The organism is Corynebacterium sp. UBA2622, assembly GCF_002339505.1.
Taxonomy (GTDB): Bacteria; Actinomycetota; Actinomycetes; order Mycobacteriales; family Mycobacteriaceae; genus Corynebacterium.
Genome location: NZ_DDJO01000023.1, coordinates 82,005 through 105,530, shown reverse-complemented (window position 1 = coordinate 105,530; position 23,526 = coordinate 82,005). Strand labels below are relative to the sequence as shown.

Genomic DNA, 23,526 nt, shown 5'->3' with positions numbered 1-23,526 from the left:
CGCCGCGGGTTAGACCACCCGCACCCGCCCCGCACCCGCCACAGTCTCACCGATGACGGGGTAGCCCGGCAGCTCCCCGACGACGAGGAGGCCCCCGGAGGTCTGGGCGTCGGCGAGCAGGAGCAGCTCGTCCTCCCCGAGGGCGGGGTCGGCGTCCAGGTGTGGGCGCACCCAGTCGAGGTTTCGGCGCGTGCCGCCGGAGACGCACCCGGCCTCCAGGGCGGCGCGGGCACCGGCGATGAGCGGGACCTTGGAGTGGTCGATGACGGCGTCGATTCCGGAGGCCCGTGCCATCTTGTACAGATGCCCGAGCAGCCCGAAGCCCGTGACGTCGGTGGCTGCCCGCACCCGGGCGTCCACGGCCGCGGCCGAGGCATCCCTGTTCAGGGTGGTCATCACCGCGACGGCCTCCTCCGAGACCTCGCCGGTGGTCTTGTGGCGGTTGTTCAGGAGGCCGGAGCCGATCGGCTTGGTCAGGGTGATCGGCAGGCCGGGCTCGGCGGCGTCGTTGCGCATGAGTTTGTCGGGGTGGGCGGTTCCCGTGGCGGCCATGCCGTAGAGCGGCTCGGGGGCGGTGATGGAGTGCCCGCCGGTGACGGTGATGCCCGCCTCGGTCGCTGCATCGAGTCCGCCGCGCAGGACCTCGCGGATGAGTTCCCGGGGGAGCACGTCGCGAGGCCAGCCGAGGAGGTTGATCGCGGTGATGGGGGTGCCGCCCATTGCGTAGACGTCGGAAAGTGCGTTGACCGCGGCGATCTTTCCCCAGGTGTAGGCATCGTTGACCACCGGGGTGAAGAAGTCCGCGGTGGAAATCACGGCGAGGTCGTCGCGCACGCGGATGGCTGAGGCGTCGTCGCCGTCGTCGAGCCCGACGATGACGTTGGGGTCGGTGAACCCGACGAGGCCGCGCACCGCGTCCTCGAGCTCCCCGGGGGGGATTTTGCAGGCGCAGCCGCCACCGGAGGCGAACTCAGTGAGCTTAATTTCGGTCATGCGGCTCATGGTAACGTTGCCGGCCGGAGGCGTACGTGTCCTGGTGGGCGCCCCAGTCTTCAAAACTGGTGAGGCCGGGCATCCCGGTCTGGCAGGTTCGATTCCTGTCCGTCTCCGCCACAGATTTCCAAGGAGGCAGCCGTGGGTGACCCGCGCCGAAACATTCCCGGTACCGACGCGCTCTTGTCGCTTCTCGACGTCCCGCAGTTCGCGCCGGCAGCCCTCAAGGCCCTGGCCACAGACCTTCAGGCCGCGGCGCGACGCGGTGAGATCGCCCCGGCCGACGTGGAGCCTCTCTTCCTCGAGCGCGCCGCCGGGCCGCTGAGCTCCCTGACGCGGGTGCTCAACGCCACCGGGGTGGTGGTGCACACCAACGTCGGCCGCGCCCCGCTCGCCGCCGAGGCCGCCCGAGCGATGGAGAACGCCGCGGGGTACGTGGACGTGGAGATGGACCTGGGCACCGGGCGACGCTCCGCCACGCGCGGGGCGGGGGCGGTGCGGGCCCTGCTGGCCGCCTGCCCCGCCGCAGAGGATGCCCTGGTGGTCAACAACGGCGCCGCCGCGCTGCTTCTGGCCACCACGGCGCTGGCGGAGAACTCCCGGGTGATCATCTCCCGCGGTGAGCTCATCGAGATCGGTGCCGGGTTCCGCCTGCCGGAGCTCATCGAGTCGGCCCGCGTCGAGCTCGCGGAGGTCGGGGCGACCAACCGCACCCACCCGCGCGACTACGATGCCGCCGCAGCAGGGGGAGCCGCGGCCATTCTGAAGGTGCACCCGTCGAACTACCGCATCCACGGTTTCACCGCCGAGGCGTCGGTGGCGCAGCTGCGCGAAATCGCGGACGAGCACGGGCTGGCACTGATCGTCGACACCGGCTCCGGCCTGCTCCACCCCGATCCTGTTCTTCCCGACGAACCCGACGCGGCAACCGCCCTCGCCCAGGGCGCTGACATCGTTCTGTTTTCCGGGGACAAGCTGCTCGGGGGTCCGCAGGCCGGGGTGATCCTCGGTACCCGTGACGCGGTGGAGAGGTTGAGGAGGCACCCTCTGGCGAGGGCCGTGCGCGTGGACAAGCTGCGCCTCGCCGCGCTCGAGGCGAGCGTGCGGATGCCCTCGACCCCCGTGGCCGACTACCTCCACGCCGACGGGGGCAAGCTCAGGCGGCGCGCGGAGAAGCTGGCCGGCCGTGTCGGCGGGCGCGTGGTGGAGCACGACGGGCGCGTCGGCGGCGGGGGTGCGCCCGGCCACCCGCTGCCCGGGTGGGCGGTGGAGCTGCCGGAGGCACTGGCCGCGCCGCTGCGTGCGGGGGATCCGGCGATCATCGGGCGGGTGCACGAGGGGCGGCTGCTCCTGGACCTGCGCTGCGTGCCCGAAGACGAGGATGAACACATCGCCGCGAGGGTGGCCGAATGCATGTTGTAGCAACCGCCGGGCACGTCGACCACGGCAAATCCACCCTGGTCAGGGCGCTGACGGGGATGGAACCCGACCGCTGGGAGGAGGAGCGCGCCCGGGGGTTAACCATCGACCTCGGCTTCGTCTGGGCGGACGTGAAGGGCGAGGACGTGGCCTTCGTGGACGTGCCGGGCCACGAGCGCTTCATCGCCAACATGCTCGCCGGTGTCGGCCCCGCACCCGCGGTGATGTTCGTTGTCGCCGCGGACGAGGGGTGGAAGGAGCAGTCCACCGACCACCGCGACGCAATCGACGCCTTCGGCATCCGCACCGGCATTGTAGCGCTGACCCGCGCCGACAACGCCTCGCCCGCGCGCCGCACCGAGGTGCGCGCCGACATGGCCGCGCGGCTGGCGGGGACGACGCTCGCCGGTTGGCCGGTCGTGGAGGTCTCCGCCGCCACGGGCGAGGGCCTGGAAGAGCTGCGCCGCGAGCTCGCGGGCGTGCTGCGCGCCGCCGGGGCAGGGGATCCGCGCGATCGGGTGCGCTTCTGGGTGGACCGGTCCTTCACCATCAAAGGTGCGGGAACCGTGGTCACGGGCACCCTCGCCGCGGGCGCCATCCGCCCCGGTGACGTGCTGGATCTTGACGGACGCGAGGTGACGGTGCGCGGGATCCACTCCGAGGACGCGCCCGTCGATCTCGCCGTGCCCGCCATGCGCGCCGCCCTCAACCTGCGCGGAGTCCCGCCGGAAGCGGTCTCGCGCGGTACTGCGCTGACCACTCCCGGGGCGTGGCACTCCACCCGGCTCATCGACGCCCGCCGCGCGACCGGCACCGCCCTCACCGACGCCCCCCACGAGGTGGTGGTCCACGTCGGAACCGCGGGCGTGCCCGCCAAGGTCCGGCCCTTCGGCCCGGAGCATGCCCGCCTGGTCCTCTCCACCGAGCTGCCGCTGAGCATCGGCGACGCCCTTGTCCTGCGCGGTTCCGGCGCCCAGCACATCCTGGCCGGCGTGAGGGTCATCGACGCTGACCCGCCGGCCATCGCCCGGCGCGGCGACGGGCGGCGCCGCTCCGCCGAGCTGGAGCACCTGCCCGATGTCAGCCGCGAGATCGCCCGGCGCGTCGCCGTGCGCCCGGGGGACCTGCGGCGTCTCGGCTACGAGGTGGGGGAGGAGCCGCCCGCCGGTTCCGTCGCGTTCTCGGGCTGGTGGATCCGCGCCGCGCAGGTGATGGAGTGGAAGGAGCAGCTTCTGCGGGCGGTGGAGGAGCACGAGGCGGCCGATCCGCTTTCGGCGGGGCTGAGCGTGGGGGCGGCCGTTGACAAGCTGGCGCTGCCGGACCCGAAGCTGCTGCCGCTGGCGGCCGCCGCCGCGAAGCTCACCGTATCCGGGGGCGTGGTCGGGCGGGGGGTGAAGCGCGACCTCGGGGCTGCCGAGGCGGGGGTGCGGCGGCTGGAGGGGCACCTCGGGAGCGCCCCGTTCCGAGCCCCTGAGGCTGCCGACCTGCGCGAATGGGGCCTGGGTCCGAAGGAGCTCGCCGCTGCGGAGAGGGCCGGGCGGGTGCTGCGCATCGGCGCGGGAAGGGACGTGGTGCTCCTGCCGGACGCTCCGCGCCGCGCAGCAGAAATGCTCGCCGGCCTGGCACAGCCCTTCACGGCGTCGGACGCGCGCAAGGCGTGGGGCACGACGCGGCGGGTGGCCATCCCTCTGCTCGAGCTTCTCGACGCCCGCGGCGTCACCCGCCGGGTCGAGGGCACCGCGCGGGTTCTGGCGTAGGGGATGAACTGAGCGCGCCTGGCCGGGCGAGGGACACCGGGCCAGATGAGCGCCCATAAATGAGCGCCAGTCTGGATGCGTGCGGGCCGGCGCGAAAATCCACCAGACTGGCGCTCATTTACCGGCGCTCATCTAGATCAAGCAGCAGAAAACCCCGGACCGCACGGGCCCGGGGCTTCACCGTTTGGGGCCTACACCCCGTCGGTTTCCTGTTCGTCGGCGTCGGCATCCGCCTTCGTCTCGTGGTACGTGCCCGGCTTGTGTTCCGGCGGGGCGTAGATGGAGTACAGCTTGGCCGGCTCGTCGCCCTCGTTGACGAAGTTGTGCCACTTGCCGGAGGGCACGAACACGGCATCGTCGGCCTCGACGGCGGTGTCGAGCTCCAGGTCGTCCTCGCTTGTCCCGATCATGGCGTGCAGGGTGCCGGCCTCGAGGCGCAGGAACTGGTCGTGTCCCTCGTGGATCTCGGCACCGATTTCGCCCCCAGGCGGGATGGACATGACCGTGAGCTGAAGGTTCTTGCCCGTCCAGAGGGTGTCGCGGAAGGCGTCGTTGTCTACGGTCGCCTTCTCAATGTCCACGGCGAACGGGTTGGGGCCGTGGTCGTTGCGCAGTGCGTCGGACATATCTGCTCCTTGGTGAGGGTGTCGTTGTCGGACGCCTCCCAGCGTACTGGCTTCGCGGGCTACGAGAGGCCGGAAAACCGGCGCAGGTAGCGCCCGGTCACCGAGGCAGGGTTCGCGGCGACGGCTTCCGGGGTGCCCTCGGCCACAATCCTGCCGCCGGCGGACCCGGCACCCGGGCCGAGGTCGATGATGTGGTCGGCCCGGGAGATGACGGCCGGGTTGTGCTCGATAACCACCACGGTTGCCCCGGCGTCGACAAGCGAGTCGAAGAGGTCGACCAGCGCGCCCGCGTCCGCGACGTGCAGGCCGTTGGTGGGTTCGTCGAGGACGAAGAGGGTGGCGTCGTCGTTGAGGTGGCTGGCCAGCTTGAGGCGCTGGCGCTCGCCGCCGGAGAGGGTGGTCAGGGGCTGGCCGAGGCGGATGTAACCGAGGCCGACGTCCACGAGATGCCGCGCGATGCGGGCGGCGGCGGGCACCTTGTGCTCCCGCTCCGCGAAGAAAGCCGCGGCCTCGGTGGCGGGCATGTCGAGGACCTCGGAGATGTCGCGCCCGCCGAAGGTGTACTCGAGGACGGCCTGGTCGAAGCGCCGCCCCTCGCACACCTCGCAGGGCACGTCGACACCCTGCATGATGCCCAGGTCGACGTAGACCACCCCGGCACCCTTGCAGTTTGCGCAGGCGCCCTCCGAGTTGGGTGAGAACAGCGCCGGCTTCACCCCGTTAGCCTTGGCGAAGGCCTTCCGGATGGAATCCAGCATGCCGGTGTAGGTGGCGGGATTGGACCGCCGGGAGCCGGAGATGGAGGACTGATCCACCCACACCGTGTTCTCGTCGAGGGGCAGCGCGCGCACGAGCGAGGACTTGCCGGAACCGGCCACGCCCGTGACCGCGGTGAGCACCCCGCGGGGAATGTCGGCGTCGACCCCGTCCAGGTTGTTCTCGTCCGCACTGCGGATCTCCAGCGCACCCTCACCGTGGCGGCATTCTGCGTCGGATTTGAGCGCGTAGCGCTCGTGCAGGTGGCGCCCGGTGGGGGTGTCGGCGCCGCGCAGCTCCTCCACGCTGCCCTCGAAGATCACGTTCCCACCCTCCGAACCCGCGCCGGGGCCCATCTCCACCACATGGTCCGCAATCTCGATCGTCTGCGGGCGGTGCTCGACCACGAGGACGGTGTTGCCCTTGTCGCGCAGCGCCAGCAGGAGGGAGTTCATCCGCTCGATGTCGTCGGGGTGCAGCCCCGCGGTGGGCTCGTCGAAGACGTAGGTCACGTCCGTCAGGGGCGAGCCGAGGTGGCGGATCATGGTGATGCGCTGCGCCTCACCCCCGGAAAGCGTCGAGGCGGGCCGGTCCAGCGTGATGTAGCCCAGACCGATGGTGAGGAAGTTCTCCAGCGTCTCGCGGATCGCCCCGACCAGGGGAGCCACGGACTGCTCGGTCACCCCCTCCATCCACCCCGCCAGCTCGCGGACCTCCATCGCGCACAGCTCGGCGATGTTGCGCCCCGCCACCGTCGACTCCAGCGCATGGGGTGCGAGCCTCGTGCCCCCGCAGTCGGGGCAGGGCCCGGAGGTGGCGGCCCGCTCGACGAACTCGCGCATCGCCTTCTGCATGCCCTCCTTCTCCCTGGACAGCAGCGACTTTGTCAGCTTGGGGATGAGCCCCTCGTAGGTGGTGTTGATCCCCAGGTGGTTGACCCGCCGCGGCTCGGCGAACAGCAGCATGTGGCGCTGCTCGTCGGTGAACTCCCCGACGGGGACGTCGGTGGGGAAGTAACCGGACTCCGTGTAGTGGCGCAGCAGCCACGACCCGGGTTTGTACCCGGGGACGCGCACGGCGCCGTCGTCAAGCGAAAGCTGCTTGTCCACCACCTCCGCGACGTCGAAGGTGGACGCCCGGCCCGTTCCCTCACAGGTGGGGCACATGCCGCCGGTGCGCCTGTAGTTCTTCAGCACCTTCCTGCGCCCCCGCGAGTCCGTGAGCACACCACCGCCCGAGACGCTGGGCACGTTGAAGGAGTACGCCCCGGGCCCGCCCGCGTTTGGCTCGGCGATGCGCGAGAAGAGCACTCGCAGCATGGCGGTGACATCGGTGGCGGTGCCCACGGTGGAGCGCACGTTGGCGCCCATGGGCTCCTGGTCGATGACGATGGCGGTGGTGATGCCCTCGAGCTTGTCGACGTCCGGCCTCGCCATCGAGGGCATGAAGCCCTGCACGAAGCTGGAGTACGTCTCGTTGATCAACCGGCGCGACTCCGCGGCGATGGTGTTGAACACCAGCGAGGACTTGCCCGAGCCGGACAGGCCTGCGACGACCGTCAGCCGGCGCTTCGGGATGCGCAGTGAGACGTTGCGCAGGTTGTTCTCGTTCGCGCCGGTGACGACGATCGCGTCGTGCGGGCTGGGCGATGAAGTGGTCACGGGGGCACAGCCTACGCGGGTGCCCTACTTTGCGGCGCGATCCTTCGGGCGGAGGCGGCGCACCAGCTGCACGGCACCGAGGGCGAGGAAGCCGGCGATGAGGCCCGCGACGAGGGAGAGGCCCGTCTCGGCGAACCACCCGGCAGCACCGCCGCCGACGGCCTCCACGGCATGTTCGATGAGCTCGTGCGGCGCGTGCCAGCCGAAAACCTCGTGCAGGCCACGCACGATGAGGTGGCCGCCGACCCACAGCATGGCGACGGTGCCGATGATGCCAATGGCGGAAAGCACCCACGGCATGCCCTTGACCAGGGCGCGCCCGAGCCTCGGGGTGTGGCCGCGGCGGATCATGCCCTGGCCGATGTCGTCGATCTTGACCAGCAGGCCCACGGCCCCGTAGACGCCGAGGGTCATGAGGATGCCGACCACGACGAGGACGGCGGCCTCGACGAGGAAGCTCTGGTCCTTCACCGTATCCAGGGAGATGATCATGATTTCCGCGGACAGAATGAGGTCGGTGGTGATTGCGCCGCGGACGAGGGAATCCTCGTCCTTCGCGGCCTCCCCGCCCTCCCCGTCCTTGCCCGTGTGGGAGGAGGGGAGGAAGCGGTGGGCGATCTTCTCCGCGCCCTCGAAGCACAGGTAGGTGCCGCCGACCATGAGGATGGGCACCAGCACCCACGGTGCGAAGGCGTTGAGGAGCAGCGCGATGGGCAGGATGATGACCAGCTTGTTGCGCAGGGAGCCCTTGGTGATGCGCCAGATCATCGGCAGCTCCCGCGCCGGGGTGACGTCCGAGACGTACTGGGGGGTGACGGCGGCGTCGTCGATGACCACGCCGGCGGCCTTCGCGGACGTCTTCGCCGCCATCCCCGCGACGTCGTCGGCGGACGAGGCTGCGGTGCGCGCGATGAGGGCGACGTCGTCAAGCAGGGCGAGTAGGCCACCGGACATGGTGGGACCCCTTTCGTATGTGGAACCCCGCTGCCGCGGGGGCGGATAACCGGAGGGTTATTTTAACGTTTCGCTAAGGTGTGGGCATGTACCAGCTTGTCACGTCCAGGGCGCGGGTGAGGACGGAGAACCCGGCGCGACGCGCGAAGGTTCTCTCGGCGTACTTCCGGGAACCCATCGAGACCGAGTGGGACCCCGACCAGAAGCGGGGGCACATCGTCTTCCGGCGCGCGGAGGACGGCGCGCCGGAAAGCATGTGCGATCTCCTCTGTGGGGAGGGTGTGCTCATGCTCGCGCTCGAAGCCCCCGCGCGCGACATCGGACACCTCGAACAATGGGTGGAAGATGCCCTCGCCTCGGCGGCGGGGGATGAGGCTGGCTCTGCTGGCGTGGGGTGGACGCGCCGGACGGCTCTCGCCGAAGGTTAACCGGGGGTAAACTTTTACCCCCGTTTTCCCATTGTTCGTACAGGAAAAACTTCACGGCGACAGAAACTTCACAAAAAATAGCAACACCGGCCTTTCCGTGTGGTGGAATAAGGGGCAACGAGCCGGGTGTGACTCAATGCACTCGACGCGCGTTATCCCGACACAACTAACGAAGGAGGCGCTGTGCAGCTTAAGAAAGCAGCAGCGGTGTTCGCGGCGAGTGCCCTCACCCTGGGCGTTGCAGCCTGCGGTGATTCCGGTTCCGACAACGCCAAGGGCGGCGACGGCAAGTCCAAGGGCGGCGACAACTACGTCATGGCCAACGGCTCCGAGCCCCAGAACCCCCTGGTTCCGGCCAACACGAATGAGACCGGCGGCGGCCGCATCGTCGACGAGATCTACTCGGGTCTCGTCTACTACGACGCCGAAGGCCACACCCACAACGACATGGCCAAGTCCATCGACCTGGAGGGCGACAAGACCTACAAGGTCACCCTGAAGGACGACGTCAAGTGGTCCGACGGCTCCGCGGTCAAGGCCGAGGACTTTGTCAAGGCGTGGAACTACGCCGTCAAGGAATCCCTCATCAGTGCCTCCTTCTTCGAGCCGATCCTCGGTTACAAGGAGGGTGCCGAGTCCATGGAGGGCCTGAAGGTTGTCGACGACAAGACCTTCACCATCGAGCTTGCCCAGCCGGAGGCGGACTTCCCGACGCAGCTCGGCTACTCCGCGTTCTACCCGATGCACCCCTCCGCCTACGACGACATCGCGAAGTACGGTGAGAACCCGATCTCCAACGGCCCGTACAAGCTGGAGAAGTGGAACCACAACCAGGACGCCACGATCGTCCCCAACGGCGAGTACAACGGCGACCGCAAGGCAAAGAACGATGGCGTGACGTTCGTCTTCTATGCGCAGCAAACCGCCTCCTACTCGGACCTGCTGGCGGGCAACCTCGACGTCCTCGATGCCGTGCCGGACTCCGCCTTCTCCACCTTCCGCGACGAGCTGGGTGACCGCGCCGTGAACCAGCCGGCCGCGGTGTTCCAGTCCTTCACCATCCCGGAGAACCTCCCGCACTTCTCCGGTGAGGAGGGCAACCTCCGCCGCCAGGCGATTTCCCGCGCGATCGACCGCAAGCAGATCACCGACACCATCTTCCAGGGCACCCGTACCCCGGCCAGCGACTTCACCTCTCCGGTCATCCCGGGCCACTCCGACTCCCTCAAGGGCGAGGACGTCCTGAACTACAACGCCGAGGAGGCCAAGCGCCTCTGGGCCCAGGCTGACGCAATCTCGCCCTACAGCGGCAAGTTCACCATCTCCTACAACGCGGACGGTGGCCACCAGGCGTGGGTCGACGCGGTGACGAACTCCATCCGCAACACCCTCGGGATCGATGCCGAGGGCAACGCCTACCCGGACTTCAAGTCGCTGCGCGACGACATCAAGAACCGCCGCATGCAGGGTGCCTTCCGTACCGGCTGGCAGGGAGACTTCCCGACCCTGGGCAACTTCCTCACCCCGCTGTACACCACCAAGGCCAGCTCGAACGACGGTGACTACACCAACCCGCAGTTCGACGCCCTCCTGAAGGAGGCGGCCGGCGCCTCCACCCCGGAGCAGGCCACCCCGAAGTACAACGAGGCCCAGGAGATCCTGCTCAAGGAGCTCCCGGCAATCCCGCTGTGGTACGCGAACGTCACCGGCGGCTCCTCGGACAAGGTTGAGAACGTCAAGTTCAACTGGAAGTCCGTGCCGGTCTACGAGCAGATCACCAAGAAGTAATCCGTGACCGGTTAGACCGCGACACCCCGCTGGCCCCGTGCCAGGGGGGTGCCCGTCTTTCCGCCACCTCATACATTTCACTGCACCGCAGTACATTCCGTTCACATACCTAAGGAGAGCCCGCAAGCATGTTGCGTTATATCGGGCGACGGCTGCTCCAGATGATCCCGGTTTTCTTCGGCGCCACGCTGCTTCTGTACGCGCTGGTGTTCCTCATGCCGGGTGACCCCGTCCAGGCCCTCGGTGGAGACCGTGGCCTGTCGGAGGCAGCGCGAGCACGCATCGAGGCGCAGTACCACCTCGATAAACCCTTCCTCGTCCAGTACCTCTACTACATCAAGGGCATTTTCACGGGCGACTTCGGCACGACCTTCTCCGGTCAGCCCGTCACCTCCGTGATGGCCCACGCATTCCCGGTGACCATCAAGCTCGCCATCATGGCGCTGGTCTTCGAGGCCGTCCTGGGCATCATCTTCGGTGTCATCGCCGGTATGCGCCGCGGGGGCATCTTCGATTCCACGATTCTCGTCGTGTCCCTGTTCGTCATCGCGGTTCCCTCCTTCGTCATCGGCTTCGTGCTGCAGTACCTCATCGGTGTCAAATGGGGCCTGCTGCCGGTCACCGTCGGCAGGAACGCGTCGTTCGAGGCGCTGCTCATGCCCGCCATCGTGCTGGGCTCGCTTTCCTTCGCGTATGTGGTGCGCCTGACACGGCAGTCGGTCAGTGAAAACCTCAAGGCCGACTACGTGCGCACCGCCCGGGCCAAGGGCCTGAGCGGGGGCACGGTCATGTCCCGCCACGTCCTGCGTAACTCACTCATCCCCGTCGTTACCTTCCTGGGCGCCGACCTCGGCTCCCTCATGGGCGGCGCAATCGTCACCGAGGGAATCTTCGGCATCAACGGCGTGGGTGGCACGATCTACCAGGCCATCATCAAGGGTGAGCCGGCCACGGTGGTCTCCTTCACCACCGTGCTTGTCATCGTCTACATCGTGGCCAACCTCATCGTTGACCTCCTCTACGCAGTTCTCGACCCAAGGATCCGTTATGCCTAACAACGAAACCTCACGGAACACCGCGGCTGCCCGGGACATCAACGACGATCTCGGCAACGAGACCCGTGATGCGGTTTCCGCCGACGCGGGCCTGCGCCGCGGCCAGGACTACTTCATCGCCGAGACGGACGAGACCGGCCTGGGCGCCGTCGACGCCGTCTCCGACGATTCCGCACCCACCAGCCAGTGGGGCGAGGCGTGGCGCTACCTGCGCCGCCGCCCGCTGTTCTGGATTTCCGCCGCGCTCATCCTGGCGACGATCGCGCTGGCCATCGCCCCGGGGTTGTTCACCAGCGTCGACCCGCGCGCCTGCGAGCTCGGCAGCTCCCTGAAGGGCCCCACCGGCGGCCACCCCTTCGGCTTTGATCGTCAGGGCTGCGACATCTACTCGCGCACGATCTACGGCGCCCGGGCCTCCGTCACGGTGGGCGTGCTCACCACCCTCTTTGTCACCATCATCGGTGCGATATTGGGTGCCATCGCGGGCTTCTACGGCGGGATCTGGGACACCATCCTCTCGCGCCTGACGGACATCTTCTTCGCGGTGCCGCTCGTACTGGCCGCCATCGTGGTCATGTCGATGTTCCAGAACCAGCGCTCCATCTGGATGGTCGTTTTCGCGCTGTCGATGTTCGGTTGGACCCAGATCACCCGCATCACCCGCGGCGCGGTCATGGGCGTGAAGAACGATGAGTTCGTCACCGCGGCGCGCGCTCTTGGCGCATCCGACCTGCGGATCATCACCTCCCACATCATGCCGAACGCCGCCGCGCCGATCATCGTCTACGCCACCGTCGCCCTGGGCACGTTCATCGTCGCCGAGGCGACGCTGTCCTTCCTGGGCATCGGCCTGCCGTCGACGGTCGTGTCGTGGGGCGGCGACATCTCCGCCGCCCAGGCGTCGCTGCGCACCAAGCCGATGGTTCTGTTCTACCCGGCAATCGCTCTGGCCCTGACCGTGCTGAGCTTCATCATGATGGGCGACGCCGTGCGCGACGCCCTCGACCCGAAGGCGAGGAAGCGATGAGTCCCACCATCCCCAACCCGCGCGGCGGGGAGAAGCGCCCGCTTGACAGCGCCCCCTCCAGCGCCCCCACCACCGCCACCGGCGGCAGCACCACAGCAACCACCCCGGCCGGCGGGGAGCAGCCGCTGCTCGACATCTCCAACCTGAAGATCACCTTCGAGTCCACCACGGGCACCGTCGAGGCGGTCCGCGACTTCGACCTGACCATCTACCCCGGCCAGTCCGTGGCCATCGTGGGCGAGTCGGGCTCCGGCAAGTCCACCGCGGCCATGTCGATCCTGGGCCTGCTGCCCGGCACCGGCAAGGTGACCAACGGCTCCATCAAGCTTGACGGCAAGGAGCTCACCGGCCTCGACGAGAAGGGCTGGCAGGAGATCCGCGGCAGCCGCATCGGCCTTGTCCCGCAGGACCCGATGAGTAACCTCAACCCTGTGTGGCGCATCGGCACCCAGGTGGAGGAGTCGCTCAAGGCGAACAACATCGTCGAGGGCTCCGAGCGCCACAAGCGCGTCGTCGAGCTGCTCGGCGAGGCGGGCCTGCCCGACGCGGAGCGCCGCGCGAAGCAGTACCCCCACGAGTTCTCCGGCGGCATGCGCCAGCGCGCGCTCATCGCCATGGGTCTCGCGGCGCGGCCCGAGCTGCTCATCGCCGATGAGCCGACGTCCGCCCTCGATGTGACCGTGCAGAAGAAGATCCTCGACCACCTGGACAAGCTCACCTCCGAGCTCGGAACGGCGCTGCTATTCATCACCCACGACCTCGGCCTCGCCGCGGAGCGCGCGGATTACCTCGTGGTGATGCACCGCGGGCGCATCGTGGAGAAGGGTCCGAGCCTGAAGATCCTGCGCAACCCGCGGCACCCCTACACCCGCCGCCTGGTCAAGGCCGCGCCCTCGCTGGCGTCGGCGCGCATTCAATCCGCCAAGGCGCAGGGCCTGGCCACGGCGGAGGAGCTCACCACCGATCACGTGGGAGGCGAGGTTGTGGTCAGCGTGCAGAACTTGGTCAAGGAGTTCGATGTGCGCGGCCAGCGCGGGGACAAGAAGATCCTCCGCGCGGTGGACAACGTCAGCTTCGACCTGCGCCGCGGCTCCACGCTGGCGCTGGTGGGTGAGTCCGGCTCCGGCAAGTCCACCGTGGCCAACATGGTGCTCAGCCTGCTCGAGCCGACGAGCGGCTCCGTCATCTTCGAGGGCCGCAACGTCGCGGAGCTCAAGGGCCGGGAGTTGTTCAACATGCGCCGCAAGATGCAGGTGGTATTCCAGAACCCCTACGGTTCGCTCGACCCGATGTACTCGATCTACCGGTGCATCGAGGAGCCGCTGACCCTGCACAAGGTGGGCAACCGTAAGGAGCGCGAGGCGCGCGTCGCCGAGCTTCTGGACATGGTGCAGATGCCGCGCTCGGCCATGCGCCGCTACCCGAACGAGCTCTCCGGCGGCCAGCGCCAGCGCATCGCCATCGCCCGGGCGATGGCGCTCAATCCGGAGGTCATTGTGCTCGACGAGGCTGTTTCCGCCCTCGACGTGCTCGTGCAGAACCAGATCCTGCGCCTGCTCACCGACCTCCAGGACGAGCTGGACCTGTCGTACCTCTTCATCACCCACGACCTCGCGGTGGTCCGCCAGACCGCCGACGACATCGTCGTGATGTCCCAGGGCCGCGCCGTGGAGCAGGGGCCCGCGGACATGATCTTCGACGACCCGCAGGACGACTACACCAAGAACCTGATCAACTCCGTTCCCGGCCTCAACATTGAGCTGGGCACGGGCGAGGATCTCGGTATCGAGGTCGGTTAACTCCAGCGGCCGGCAGGCACCCGGGAGGGCGGGCAACCGTCTCCTCCCGGGTGTTTTCGCGTCCGGGAACCTTCCCCCGGGCGGCGGGCGGGACGTCGCCAAGCGGGCCGCGCCACGCGCCTTGCTATGCTGTCCCGGACACGTTGCAACAACGCGGGTGCTCCCCGGAACGGGGGCTGAGATGCCTGAGGGCGAACCGTTGAACCTGATCCGGGTAATGCCGGCGTTTAGGAAGGAAAACTCCATGACTGCACCTACCTCCACAACTCCCGCGCGCAGCCTGCAGTGGCGCGTGATCGACATCGTCACCGCGGCCGTGCTCGGCGTCGCCTGCGGCCTCATCTTCTGGGTGTGGAACACCGTGGGCTACGCCGGCTTCAAGGCGTTCGACGCGCTCACTCCGGGCCTCGGCGGGTTGTTCACCGGGGTGTGGTTCCTCGGCGGCACGCTCGGCGGGCTGATCATCCGCAAGCCGGGTGCCGCCGTGTTCGTCGAGGTCATCGCCGCCAGCGTCTCCGCGCTGATCGGCAGCCAGTGGGGCATCGAGACGCTCTATTCCGGCCTGGCCCAGGGGCTCGGCGCGGAGCTGGTCTTCCTCATTTTCGCTTACCGACGCTTCTCGCTCACCGTCGCCGCCCTCGCGGGCGTCGGCTCGGCGGTGGGCGCGTTCATTCTCGAGCTCTTCACCTCCGGCAACCTCGCGATGAGCATCACCTTCAACGTCATCTACCTGGTGTGCATGGCCATCTCGGGCGTTGTTCTCGCGGGCCTCCTGGCCTACTGGCTGGTGGGTGCCCTGGCCAAGACCGGTGCCCTGGACCGCTTCGCCGCCGGCCGCGAGCGCTTCGGGGCCCGCGGAATCTAGCCGCATGGCGCAGGCGGTTGTCTCGGCGCGGGGGCTCGGGTACCACCACGCGACGAGGAGGGACCCCGCGTTCACCGGCATCGACCTCGACGTCGCGGCGGGGGAGAGGGTGCTCATCACCGGCGATTCCGGCTCGGGCAAGTCGACGCTGCTCTCCGTGATCGCCGGGTTGGCCTCGGACGGCGAGGAAGGCCACATGCTCGGCTCCATTTCGGTCGACGGCGCGGTTGGGATGGTAATGCAGGACCCCGAGGCGCAGACCATCCTCACCCGCGTGGGGGACGACGTCGCCTTCGGCGCGGAAAACCTCGGTGTGCCCCGGGAGGAGATCTGGCGCCGCGTGGACGCGGCCCTCGACGCGGTGGGCCTCGACGTGCCGCTCGACCACAACACCGCGCACCTCTCCGGCGGGCAGAAGCAGCGCCTGGCGCTCGCCGGGGTTATCGCGATGGGCGCGACGATCATTGTGCTCGACGAGCCCACCGCCAACCTCGACCCCGCGGGGCGCGACGACATCGTGGGCGCCGTGGACCGCGTCTGCCGTCTCACCGGGGCGAGCCTGATCGTGGTGGAGCACCGCCCGATGCACTGGGCGGGGGTCATCGACACCTTCTACCGGCTGGACCCCGCCGGTTTGCACCGCATCGCCGCCTCCGAGCTGCCCATGCCGCCGACCCTCCCCCCGGCACGGGCGGTGCCGGACGGCGCGGAATCCGCGGTGCGTGCTCTCGGTCTCCAGCCCCTGTGGGGTCCGCCGCGCTCCATCACGGTGCCCCAGGGCTTCTCGACGGTCATAACCGGCGCCAACGGCACCGGAAAAACCACCCTGGCACTGGCGCTTGCGGGCTTGACCGTCCCCCGCGCCGGCCGTGCTGACTACTCCCCGGAAGTGGCCCGCGGGCTGGGCGCCCCGCCCCACGAGTGGCCCTCCCGGGACCTGGCCGCGCGCATCGGCTACGTCTTCCAGGATCCGGAGCACCAGTTTGTCACCAGCACGGTGCAGGCGGAGATGGAACTCTCCGGCGCCCCGCGCGAGCGGGTCGACGCCCTTTTGTCCCGGCTGCGCCTGGATCACCTGCGGGGCGCGAACCCCTTCACCCTCTCGGGAGGGGAGAAGCGCCGCCTGTCCGTGGCCACCGCGCTGGTCAACGCCCCGGGCCTGGTCTTCCTCGACGAGCCGACCTTCGGCCAGGACGACCGCACCTTCGCTGAGCTGGTGGGCCTGATCCGCGAGTTGACCGAGGAAGGCGTGACGGTGGTGTCCATCACCCACGACGACGCCTTCATCTCCTCCCTCGGCGACCACCGCGAGGTGCTGACGTGACCCGCAACCTCATCGCCGGGGTCAACCCCGTCACCCGCATCCTCGCCCTGGCGCTGTTCACCACCCCGCTGATGGTCACCATCGACTGGGTTTCCGCCACCGTCGCCATCGCGCTGACCTTGACAGTTGCCCCGCTGTGCGGGGTCGGTTGGACGAGGACGCTGCGCCGCGCGTGGCCGCTGCTGCTCGTCGCCCCCATCTCCGGCATCCCCATGGCCCTCTACGGCCAGAGCGGGGGAGAGGTCTACCTCAGCTGGGGCCTCGTCGAGGTCTCCCAGCTCTCCCTGAGCCTCGCGGCCGCCATCGTCCTGCGCATGCTGGCCATCGCGCTTCCCGTCGTGGTGCTCTCCGCGGACGTGGACCCGACCGACCTCGGTGACGGGCTCTCACAGGTTCTCCACCTGCCGGAGCGCTTCGTCATCGGAACAGTCGCCGCGTTCCGTATGCTCACCCTCCTGCGCGGCGACCTCGATGCGATGCGCCGCTCCCGGCGCGCCCGCGGCATCGCCGACACCGGCCGGGTGCGCTACTGGCTCTCCCTCGCCTTCGGTCTGCTGGTGATGAGCCTGCGCCGCGCCGGCAAGCTCGCCACGGCAATGGAGGCCCGCGGCTTCGGGCGCGGCACCCCGCGCAGCCACGCCCGCGCGTCGCGCCTGTACCGGATCGACTGGCTGGTCATGGTGCTGAGCATCCTGGCCGCCGCGGTCGCGCTCGCCGCGGCGTGGTACAGCGGCCACTTCCGCCCCCTGTGGAGCGTGGGGTGAGGCCCTACACGGTGCTTATCGACGGCCCCTCCGGCGCCGGGAAGACCACGCTTGCCGCAGTCATGGGGCGCGCGCTGGGCATCCGCGTGGTCCACCTCGACGATTTCTACCCCGGGTGGGGAGGACTCGCGGAGGGTGCGCGGATGGTTGCCCGGGATGTCCTGCACCCGCGGAGCCCGGGGTACTGGCGCTGGGACTGGGGCGCTCACCGGCGCGCCGGGTGGGTGGAGCTCCATCCGGCGGCCGACGTGATTGTGGAGGGAGTGGGGGCGGTGACGGGGGCGTCGATACGCGCCGCGCGGGCCCGCGGAGACGTGACCACCGTGCGGGTGGTCGCGGCAGCGGGTGTGCGCAGGTCCCGGGCCCTGCAGCGCGATCCCGGGTACGCGGACTACTGGGACATGTGGGCGGCGCAGGAGGCGGGGATGCCGCGGCCGCCCGTCGACGTCACCGTGCGCGTGGTTTAACCGGCCTCCGGGGTGTATTTCAGCGGCACCCGGTTGCGCTCCACGTCGGGGTCCGGGATCGGGATGGCCGAGAGCAGTGCCCGGGTGTAGGGGTGCTGCGGGTTGTCGAAGACTTCGTCGGCGTCGCCGAACTCCACGAAGTCACCCTTGTACATCACGGCGACCCGGTCGGAGAGGTGGCGCACCACCGACAGGTCGTGGGCCACGAAGAGGTAGGACAACCCCAGCTCCCGCTTCAGCGATTCGAGCAGGTTGATCACACCCGCCTGGATGGACACGTCCAGGGCCGAGACCGGCTCGTCGAGCACGATGACGGAGGGGTTCGTCGCCAATGCGCGGGCGAGGCCGATGCGCTGACGCTGCCCGCCCGAGAAGTGCCCGGGGAAGCGGTCGATGTGGGACGCGTCCAGTCCGACGGTGCGCATGAGCTCCGCCACGCGGGTGTCCTTGTCGCCCTCGTAACCCAGCGCGTCGAGCGGCTCGCTGAGGATCTCCTTGACCGTCATGCGCGGGTTCAGTGAGCTCATCGGGTCCTGGAAGACCATCTGCAGGTTGCGGCGGGCGGCTTGGCGCCGGGCGTGGTTGAAGGTCGAGGCGTCCTCTCCGCGCAGCACGATGCGGCTGCCCTCTGCGGGCTCGAGGTTCATGATCTCCAGCAGGGTGGTGGTCTTGCCGGAGCCGGACTCGCCCACGATGGCCAGGCACTCACCGGCGCGCAGGTCGAAGGACACGTTCTTCACGGCCTGCACGGTGCCCACGCGCCGCTTCACCAGCGCCCCCTTGGTCAGCGCGAACTCCTTGTTGAGGTTCTCCACCTCCAGGGTCACCTCGCGCTTCTCGCGGGGGACGCCGGCGAAGGGGTCGTCTGGAAGCTTCGGCACGGGGTAAAGCGGTTTGCCGCCGATCATGCCACCGGAGATCTCGTCCCTGCGGATGCACGCGGCCTCGTGGGTGGTGCCGGGTTCCACCGGTTTCATGGGCGGTTCCCCGGAGAGGCACGCCTCGACGGCGGCGGGGCAGCGGGGGGCGAACTGGCACTGGTTCTTGACATCGATGAGCTGCGGGGGGTTGCCCTCGATGTAGGTCAGGGGCTCGGTGGAGGGCTGATCGACGCGCGGGGTCGAGCCGAGAAGGCCGATGGAGTACGGCATGCGCGGGGCGTGGAACAGCGTGCGCACGTCGGCCTTTTCGACGGGCCGGCCGCCGTACATGACGAGGACGTCGTCCGCGATGTTCGCCACCACGCCCATGTCATGGGTGATCATGATGCAGGCGGCCCCCGTCTCCTTCTGGGCGACCTTGATGACGTTGAGAATCTGCGCCTGAATGGTCACGTCGAGCGCCGTTGTCGGCTCGTCGGCGATGATCACGCTCGGGTTGTTCGCGATGGCGATCGCGATGACGACGCGCTGGCGCATGCCACCCGAGAACTCGTGCGGGAAGGACTTGAGGCGCTTCTGCGGCTCGGGGATGCCCACCAGATCCAGTAGCTCCGCCGCGCGGGCGAGCGCCTGCTTTCGCGGCATGTTCTGGTGCGTCTGGATCGCCTCGACGAGCTGGGTACCGATGTCGTAGACCGGTGTCAGCGCGGAGAGGGGGTCCTGGAAGATCATGCTGATGCCGGAGCCGCGGATATGGGACATCTGCTTGTCGGACTTGCCCAGGAGTTCCTCGCCCTCGAAAACGACGGAGCCCGTCACCTTGGCGTAGTCGGGGAGCAGGCCCATGACCGCGAGCGAGGTGACGGACTTGCCCGAGCCGGACTCTCCCACGATGCCGAGGGTGCGCCCGCGGTAGAGGTCGAAGTCCACGCCACGCACCGCCGAGACCACACCGGCCTCGGAGGGGAAGGACACGTTGAGGTCCCGCACGCTGAGGATGGGCCAGGTTGCACGGGGGTCTCCGCCCGCGGCACCCCCGTTGGAGCTGTTTCCGGTCACTGCGGTTGTCATGCTTTACCTCCGGAGTTGGAGTTCGGGTCGAGGGCGTCGCGCAAACCATCGGCGATGAACGCCATCGAGGTGGTGAGCAGCGTGAGGACGAGGGCCGGGAAGTAGAACTGCCACGGCGCGGTGCGCAACGTGGTGGTGCCTACCTGAAGCAGGGTGCCCAGGGAGACGTCGGGAAGTTTCACGCCCAAGCCCAGGAATGACAGCGCCGTCTCGGACATGATGGTGGCAACGAGCCCCATCATGAACTGGATGATCAAGAGGGAGGCGACGTTGGGGATGATGTGGCGAACGATCGTGCGCGGGCGGGAGACGCCCATGAAGCGGGCGGCGCGCACGTAGTCGTTCTCGCGCACGGACAGCGCCAGCGACCAGATCACGCGCGCCGGGTACATCCAGCCGAAAAGAACGAGCACGACGGTGAGCACCTTCCAGTCGCCGCCCGAGCCGGAGACCAGCAGGGCGATCATGAGGAAGGTGGGCACCGCGAGCATGAAGTGGATCACGGCGAGGACTGCCTTCTCCAGAAACCCGCCGTAGAGTGCCGCGCCCGCACCAAGCAGGGCGGAGATGAGCGAGATGGCCAGCGCGGCGGGAACCGCGATGGTCAGCGAGCGGCCCAGACCGTGGACGGTCTGCGCGTAGAGGTCGTTTCCGGAGTCGGTGGTGCCGAACCAGTGGTCCGCGGAAGGGCCCACCGAGAGGTTGAGAAAGTCCGGCTCGTCGTAGGACCACGGGGTGGCGAATTTGCCGAAGACCGCCAGCAGCACGAGGGCCGCGAAGATCAGCAGACCCACGACGGCCATCTTGTTGCGCAGGAAGCGGCGGCGGTAGATGGTCAGCTTCCTCGTCCCGCGCACCGTGACGGCGCTCTGGGGTTCCTCCGCGATCAGGCCCAGGCCCTGCGCCCCCGTTTCGGACTGCGGGGTGAGGTCGTTGACGGGGATGCTCGCGACGGGGGTGACGGGCGCGTTGCCCGATCCCGGCTCGATGAAGTTTGGGTTGTCGGTCATGTCATTCCCCTTAGCTGACGCGGACGCGCGGATCGAGGGCGACGACGAGGATGTCCGCGAGGATCGCGGAAACGGCGGTCATGGCCGCGCCGAAGGCGGCGACTGCCACGGCCCCGTGGACGTCGTTACGCGAGATGGTCTGGATGAAGTACTGGCCCATTCCCTGCCAGGCGAAGATCTGCTCCGTCATCACGGCACCGGTGAAGATGCCGGGCACGGAGAACGCCACGGAGGTTGCGACGGGGATCAGGGACGTGCGCAGCGCGTGGCGACGCACCGCCTGCGACTTGGTCAGGCCCTTGGCGCGGGCGGTGCGCACGTAGTCGGCGTTCAGGGTGTCCAGGAGCAGGGTGCGCTGCAGGAAGTGGTACGCGGCGTAGGAAATGATGAGCAGCGACAGCGTCGGAAGGATGAGGTGCTGGCCGTAGTCGACGAACTTCGCTCCCATCCCCTCCGTGCCGGGGGAAGCGGAGCCGGTGACGAAGAAGATGCGCTTGCCGGTCCAGTCGTTGATCTTCAGCCCGAGCCACACCACGGCGATGGAGGCCACGACCACGTGGGTGTTCATGGTGATGATGGACAGGCCCTGCCACACCCGGTCCGCCCGCTTGTACTGTCGCGAGGCGGTGTACACGCCGACGGCCACGCCGAGGAGGATCGACAGAAGCGTCGCCAGCAGGGTGAGCTGGGCGGACACCCAGATGCGGAAGGAGATCTGCTCGTTGACGGAGTCTCCGAGGGGTGAGACGCCCCAGTCCCAGTGCAGCAGGATGCCCGTCAGCCACGTCCACCAGCGCTCCATGATCGGCGTGCTGGGGTTGAGGTTGTACGGCCCGAGGAGCTGGTCGATCTGGTCGGGGCTTAGCGGGGGGCGGCGCCCTGCATAGTTCGAGCGGGGGTCGAGGAAGAAACTGGCGAGGAAGAAGGTGAGGTTGGTGGCCAGGAAGACGATCAGGCTCCAGCTCAGGATCTTCCGGATGAGGTAGCGGAACATCGGTCCTCTCACGGGGTTGTGGGCGGAGCGCGGGTGGAAAGCCCGGCTCGCGGCAGGGGAGTGGAAGCGCGAAACCGCCCGGCGGCTCAGCGGGCGGTTCCTTGCTTCATGTGGGCGGGGCGCTACTGCGAGCTGCTACTTGGCCCAGCCGACGTTCTCGAGCGGGACAACGGCGAAGGACATTGCGCCGTAGTTGGCGAGGCCCTTCTTGGTGGCCACGAGATCCGGGCCGTTGGCGTAGGGCATGATGCCGAACTCACCGAGGGCCTCCTTCTCAAGCTCGTTGGCCTTCTTGATCTGGTCGTCCGGGTTCTCGATCTTCTGCAGCTCCTCGATCTTCTTGTCCATCTCCGGGGTGCCGGTTCCGGACTTGTTCAGCTCGGAGTCGGAGGCGTAGGTCTGACCGAAGTAGGCCACGCCGAACGGGTCGGAGCTGTTAAAGCCCATCATGAACAGGTCGAAGTCGCGCTGCGAGGTGACCTTGGAGAAGTCGGAGGAGGGGCGCTCCTCCACCTTGATGTCCACGCCGACCTGCTTGAGCATGGCCTGCACGGCGCTGGTAGTCGCCTGGACCATCGGGGAGTCACCGAGGGTGACGTAGCGCAGCGAAAGCGGCTGGCCGTCCTTCTCGTACATCCCGTTGGCGCCCTTGGTGTAGCCGGCGCTCTCCAGGAGCTGGCGGGACTTGTCCTGGTCGTACTGGACCACGCTGCCGAAGTTGTCCTCGTAGCCCTTCTGGGTCTGGAACAGGGCGAAGGAGCCCGGGAGGTCCTCGGAGTAATCCAGGCCCTGGAAGCGGATGGCCGCGAGCTGGGAGCGGTCGATGCCGCGCATGATGGCCTCGCGAACCTTCTTGTCTTCCAGGCCGGGGGCCTTGGCGTTGAGGGTGAGGAGGAAGTTCGAGGGGCGCAGGGCCTTGCGGATGTCGACGGAGTCGCCCATTTCCTTTGCGGTGGCGAGGCGGTCGCGGGTGGCCACGCTCGTCGCGTCGAGCTCGCCGGCGCGGAAGGCATTGAGGGAGGCCTGGTCCTCCATCGCGCGGTAGGTGATCTTGTCCAGCTTCGCCGGCTCACCCCACCACTTCTCGTTGCGCACGAAGGTGACGGTGCCGTTGTTGGGGTCGAAGCTGTCCACCTTCATCGGGCCGGCACCCCACTCCGGGTGGAGCTGCTTGAGGTAGCCGTTCATGAACAGCTCCGGGGTGTTCACCTGCGGCGGAAGGAGCTCGCCGAACAGGCCCTGCCACCACGGGTAGGGCTGGGCGAAGGTGACTACCGCCTGCTTCGGGTCCGCGCCCTGCTTGACGGACTCGACGAGTTCATAGCCGTCGGTCGAGTTGACCTGGACCCCGTCCATCTTCCCGTTGTTGAACTTCCAGGTGTTCTCGAATGCCGTCCAGTCCAGCTGGGTGCCGTCGTTGTACACGGCCTTCGGGTTGATGGTGTAGGTGACCACCGTCTTGCCGTCGACGGTCTCGTTCTTCACGTCGGTGAGGTAGTCAGGGTTGGCGTGCCACGTCCCGTCACCGTCGAACAGCGACACCTGCGGGTTGTACTTCGTCCAAACGTTGCGGGTGTAGAGGTTCATGTTGGCGTGGAAGACGTTCTGCTGCTCCGCCATCTCCGTCAGCGGGAGGGTGAGCTCGCCGCCGTCCTTGATCTGGTCCCGCTCCAGCGGGTTGTAGTCGCCGGAGGCGCTGACGTCCGAGGAGCCCTTGCCGGAGCCCCCCTTCTGGCTGCTGGAGTTACTGGAGTTGCTCGACGAGCCGCCGTTGTTCTCCTTCCCGTCGGAGCCGCACGAGGCGAGGGTGAGGGAGAGGGCGGAAATACCCGCGATGGCTGCGACGCGAAGACGTTTGTTCATGTCCGGGATCCTTTCGGCTATGGG

At 68.4% G+C, this 23,526-nt stretch carries 19 protein-coding genes and 1 tRNA gene; 12 read left to right on the top strand and 8 right to left on the bottom strand.

Annotated features, from left to right (window positions below; all coding sequences use genetic code 11):
• Window positions 1-9: 9 nt before the first annotated feature.
• On the bottom strand, window positions 10-993 hold the full coding sequence (selD, locus tag B3611_RS09495; protein ID WP_291314832.1) for a selenide, water dikinase SelD: 984 nt from the start codon (window positions 991-993) through the stop codon (window positions 10-12).
• A 25-nt stretch (window positions 994-1,018) separates the two neighbouring features.
• Between selD and B3611_RS09490 the strand changes: the two genes are divergently transcribed.
• The 3 genes from B3611_RS09490 (at window position 1,019) to selB (ending at window position 4,169) form a co-directional block, all read left to right on the top strand.
• Window positions 1,019-1,113 (top strand) — tRNA-Sec (locus tag B3611_RS09490).
• Between the two features lie 21 nt (window positions 1,114-1,134).
• Entirely contained in the window at window positions 1,135-2,415 is a 1,281-nt protein-coding gene (gene selA, locus B3611_RS09485; RefSeq protein ID WP_291314831.1) for an L-seryl-tRNA(Sec) selenium transferase, read from the top strand.
• The gene (gene selB, locus B3611_RS09480; RefSeq protein WP_291314830.1) at window positions 2,403-4,169 is read left to right on the top strand and encodes a selenocysteine-specific translation elongation factor; all 1,767 of its coding nucleotides are present in this window, start codon (window positions 2,403-2,405) and stop codon (window positions 4,167-4,169) included. The genes selA and selB overlap by 13 nt, the downstream gene beginning before the upstream one ends.
• A 191-nt stretch (window positions 4,170-4,360) precedes the next feature.
• Here selB and B3611_RS09475 read toward each other — a convergent pair whose 3' ends face one another.
• Genes B3611_RS09475 through B3611_RS09465 form a run of 3 tightly spaced genes read right to left on the bottom strand, consistent with a single transcriptional unit; the run spans window position 4,361 to window position 8,166 of the window.
• Window positions 4,361-4,795 (bottom strand): cupin domain-containing protein, encoded by a 435-nt coding sequence (locus B3611_RS09475; protein WP_291314829.1) that lies wholly within the window; start codon window positions 4,793-4,795, stop codon window positions 4,361-4,363.
• A 59-nt stretch (window positions 4,796-4,854) separates the two neighbouring features.
• Entirely contained in the window at window positions 4,855-7,212 is a 2,358-nt protein-coding gene (locus B3611_RS09470) for an excinuclease ABC subunit UvrA (RefSeq protein WP_291314828.1), read from the bottom strand.
• Window positions 7,213-7,236: 24 nt separating this feature from the next.
• Entirely contained in the window at window positions 7,237-8,166 is a 930-nt protein-coding gene (locus B3611_RS09465; RefSeq protein ID WP_291314827.1) for a DUF808 domain-containing protein, read from the bottom strand.
• Window positions 8,167-8,252: 86 nt separating this feature from the next.
• Between B3611_RS09465 and B3611_RS09460 the strand changes: the two genes are divergently transcribed.
• From B3611_RS09460 to B3611_RS09420, 9 genes are all read left to right on the top strand, one after another.
• Window positions 8,253-8,594 (top strand): DUF2218 domain-containing protein, encoded by a 342-nt coding sequence (locus B3611_RS09460; RefSeq protein ID WP_291314826.1) that lies wholly within the window; start codon window positions 8,253-8,255, stop codon window positions 8,592-8,594.
• A gap of 183 nt (window positions 8,595-8,777) precedes the next feature.
• Window positions 8,778-10,382 (top strand): peptide ABC transporter substrate-binding protein, encoded by a 1,605-nt coding sequence (locus B3611_RS09455; protein WP_291314825.1) that lies wholly within the window; start codon window positions 8,778-8,780, stop codon window positions 10,380-10,382.
• A 128-nt stretch (window positions 10,383-10,510) separates the two neighbouring features.
• Window positions 10,511-11,437 (top strand): ABC transporter permease, encoded by a 927-nt coding sequence (locus B3611_RS09450; RefSeq protein WP_291314824.1) that lies wholly within the window; start codon window positions 10,511-10,513, stop codon window positions 11,435-11,437.
• On the top strand, window positions 11,430-12,464 hold the full coding sequence (locus B3611_RS09445) for an ABC transporter permease (RefSeq protein WP_291314823.1): 1,035 nt from the start codon (window positions 11,430-11,432) through the stop codon (window positions 12,462-12,464). The genes B3611_RS09450 and B3611_RS09445 overlap by 8 nt, the downstream gene beginning before the upstream one ends.
• Window positions 12,461-14,263: a dipeptide ABC transporter ATP-binding protein gene (locus B3611_RS09440; RefSeq protein ID WP_291314822.1), complete on the top strand. Its 1,803-nt coding sequence runs from the start codon at window positions 12,461-12,463 to the stop codon at window positions 14,261-14,263. Before B3611_RS09445 ends, B3611_RS09440 begins: the two co-directional genes overlap by 4 nt.
• 244 nt (window positions 14,264-14,507) lie before the next feature.
• Window positions 14,508-15,128: an ECF transporter S component gene (locus tag B3611_RS09435; RefSeq protein WP_291314821.1), complete on the top strand. Its 621-nt coding sequence runs from the start codon at window positions 14,508-14,510 to the stop codon at window positions 15,126-15,128.
• A 4-nt stretch (window positions 15,129-15,132) separates the two neighbouring features.
• Window positions 15,133-16,452 (top strand): ABC transporter ATP-binding protein, encoded by a 1,320-nt coding sequence (locus tag B3611_RS09430; protein ID WP_291314820.1) that lies wholly within the window; start codon window positions 15,133-15,135, stop codon window positions 16,450-16,452.
• Window positions 16,449-17,216: an energy-coupling factor transporter transmembrane component T family protein gene (locus tag B3611_RS09425; RefSeq protein ID WP_291314819.1), complete on the top strand. Its 768-nt coding sequence runs from the start codon at window positions 16,449-16,451 to the stop codon at window positions 17,214-17,216. Before B3611_RS09430 ends, B3611_RS09425 begins: the two co-directional genes overlap by 4 nt.
• Window positions 17,213-17,683, top strand: coding sequence for a hypothetical protein (locus tag B3611_RS09420; protein WP_291314818.1), 471 nt, complete (start codon window positions 17,213-17,215; stop codon window positions 17,681-17,683). Before B3611_RS09425 ends, B3611_RS09420 begins: the two co-directional genes overlap by 4 nt.
• Here the strand turns inward: B3611_RS09420 and B3611_RS09415 are convergent.
• The 4 genes from B3611_RS09415 to B3611_RS09400 all read right to left on the bottom strand — a co-directional run bounded on the left by B3611_RS09415 (window position 17,680) and on the right by B3611_RS09400 (window position 23,502).
• Window positions 17,680-19,635, bottom strand: a complete 1,956-nt coding sequence (locus B3611_RS09415) for an ABC transporter ATP-binding protein (RefSeq protein ID WP_291314817.1) — start codon at window positions 19,633-19,635, stop codon at window positions 17,680-17,682. The two genes, B3611_RS09420 and B3611_RS09415, sit on opposite strands and share 4 nt — an antisense overlap.
• Window positions 19,632-20,645, bottom strand: a complete 1,014-nt coding sequence (locus B3611_RS09410; RefSeq protein WP_291314816.1) for an ABC transporter permease — start codon at window positions 20,643-20,645, stop codon at window positions 19,632-19,634. Before B3611_RS09410 ends, B3611_RS09415 begins: the two co-directional genes overlap by 4 nt.
• Window positions 20,646-20,655: 10 nt before the next feature.
• Complete coding sequence (locus B3611_RS09405; protein WP_291314815.1) at window positions 20,656-21,639, bottom strand: ABC transporter permease; 984 nt, start codon at window positions 21,637-21,639, stop codon at window positions 20,656-20,658.
• Between the two features lie 135 nt (window positions 21,640-21,774).
• Window positions 21,775-23,502 (bottom strand): ABC transporter family substrate-binding protein, encoded by a 1,728-nt coding sequence (locus tag B3611_RS09400; RefSeq protein WP_291314814.1) that lies wholly within the window; start codon window positions 23,500-23,502, stop codon window positions 21,775-21,777.
• Between the last annotated feature and the right edge of the window lie 24 nt (window positions 23,503-23,526).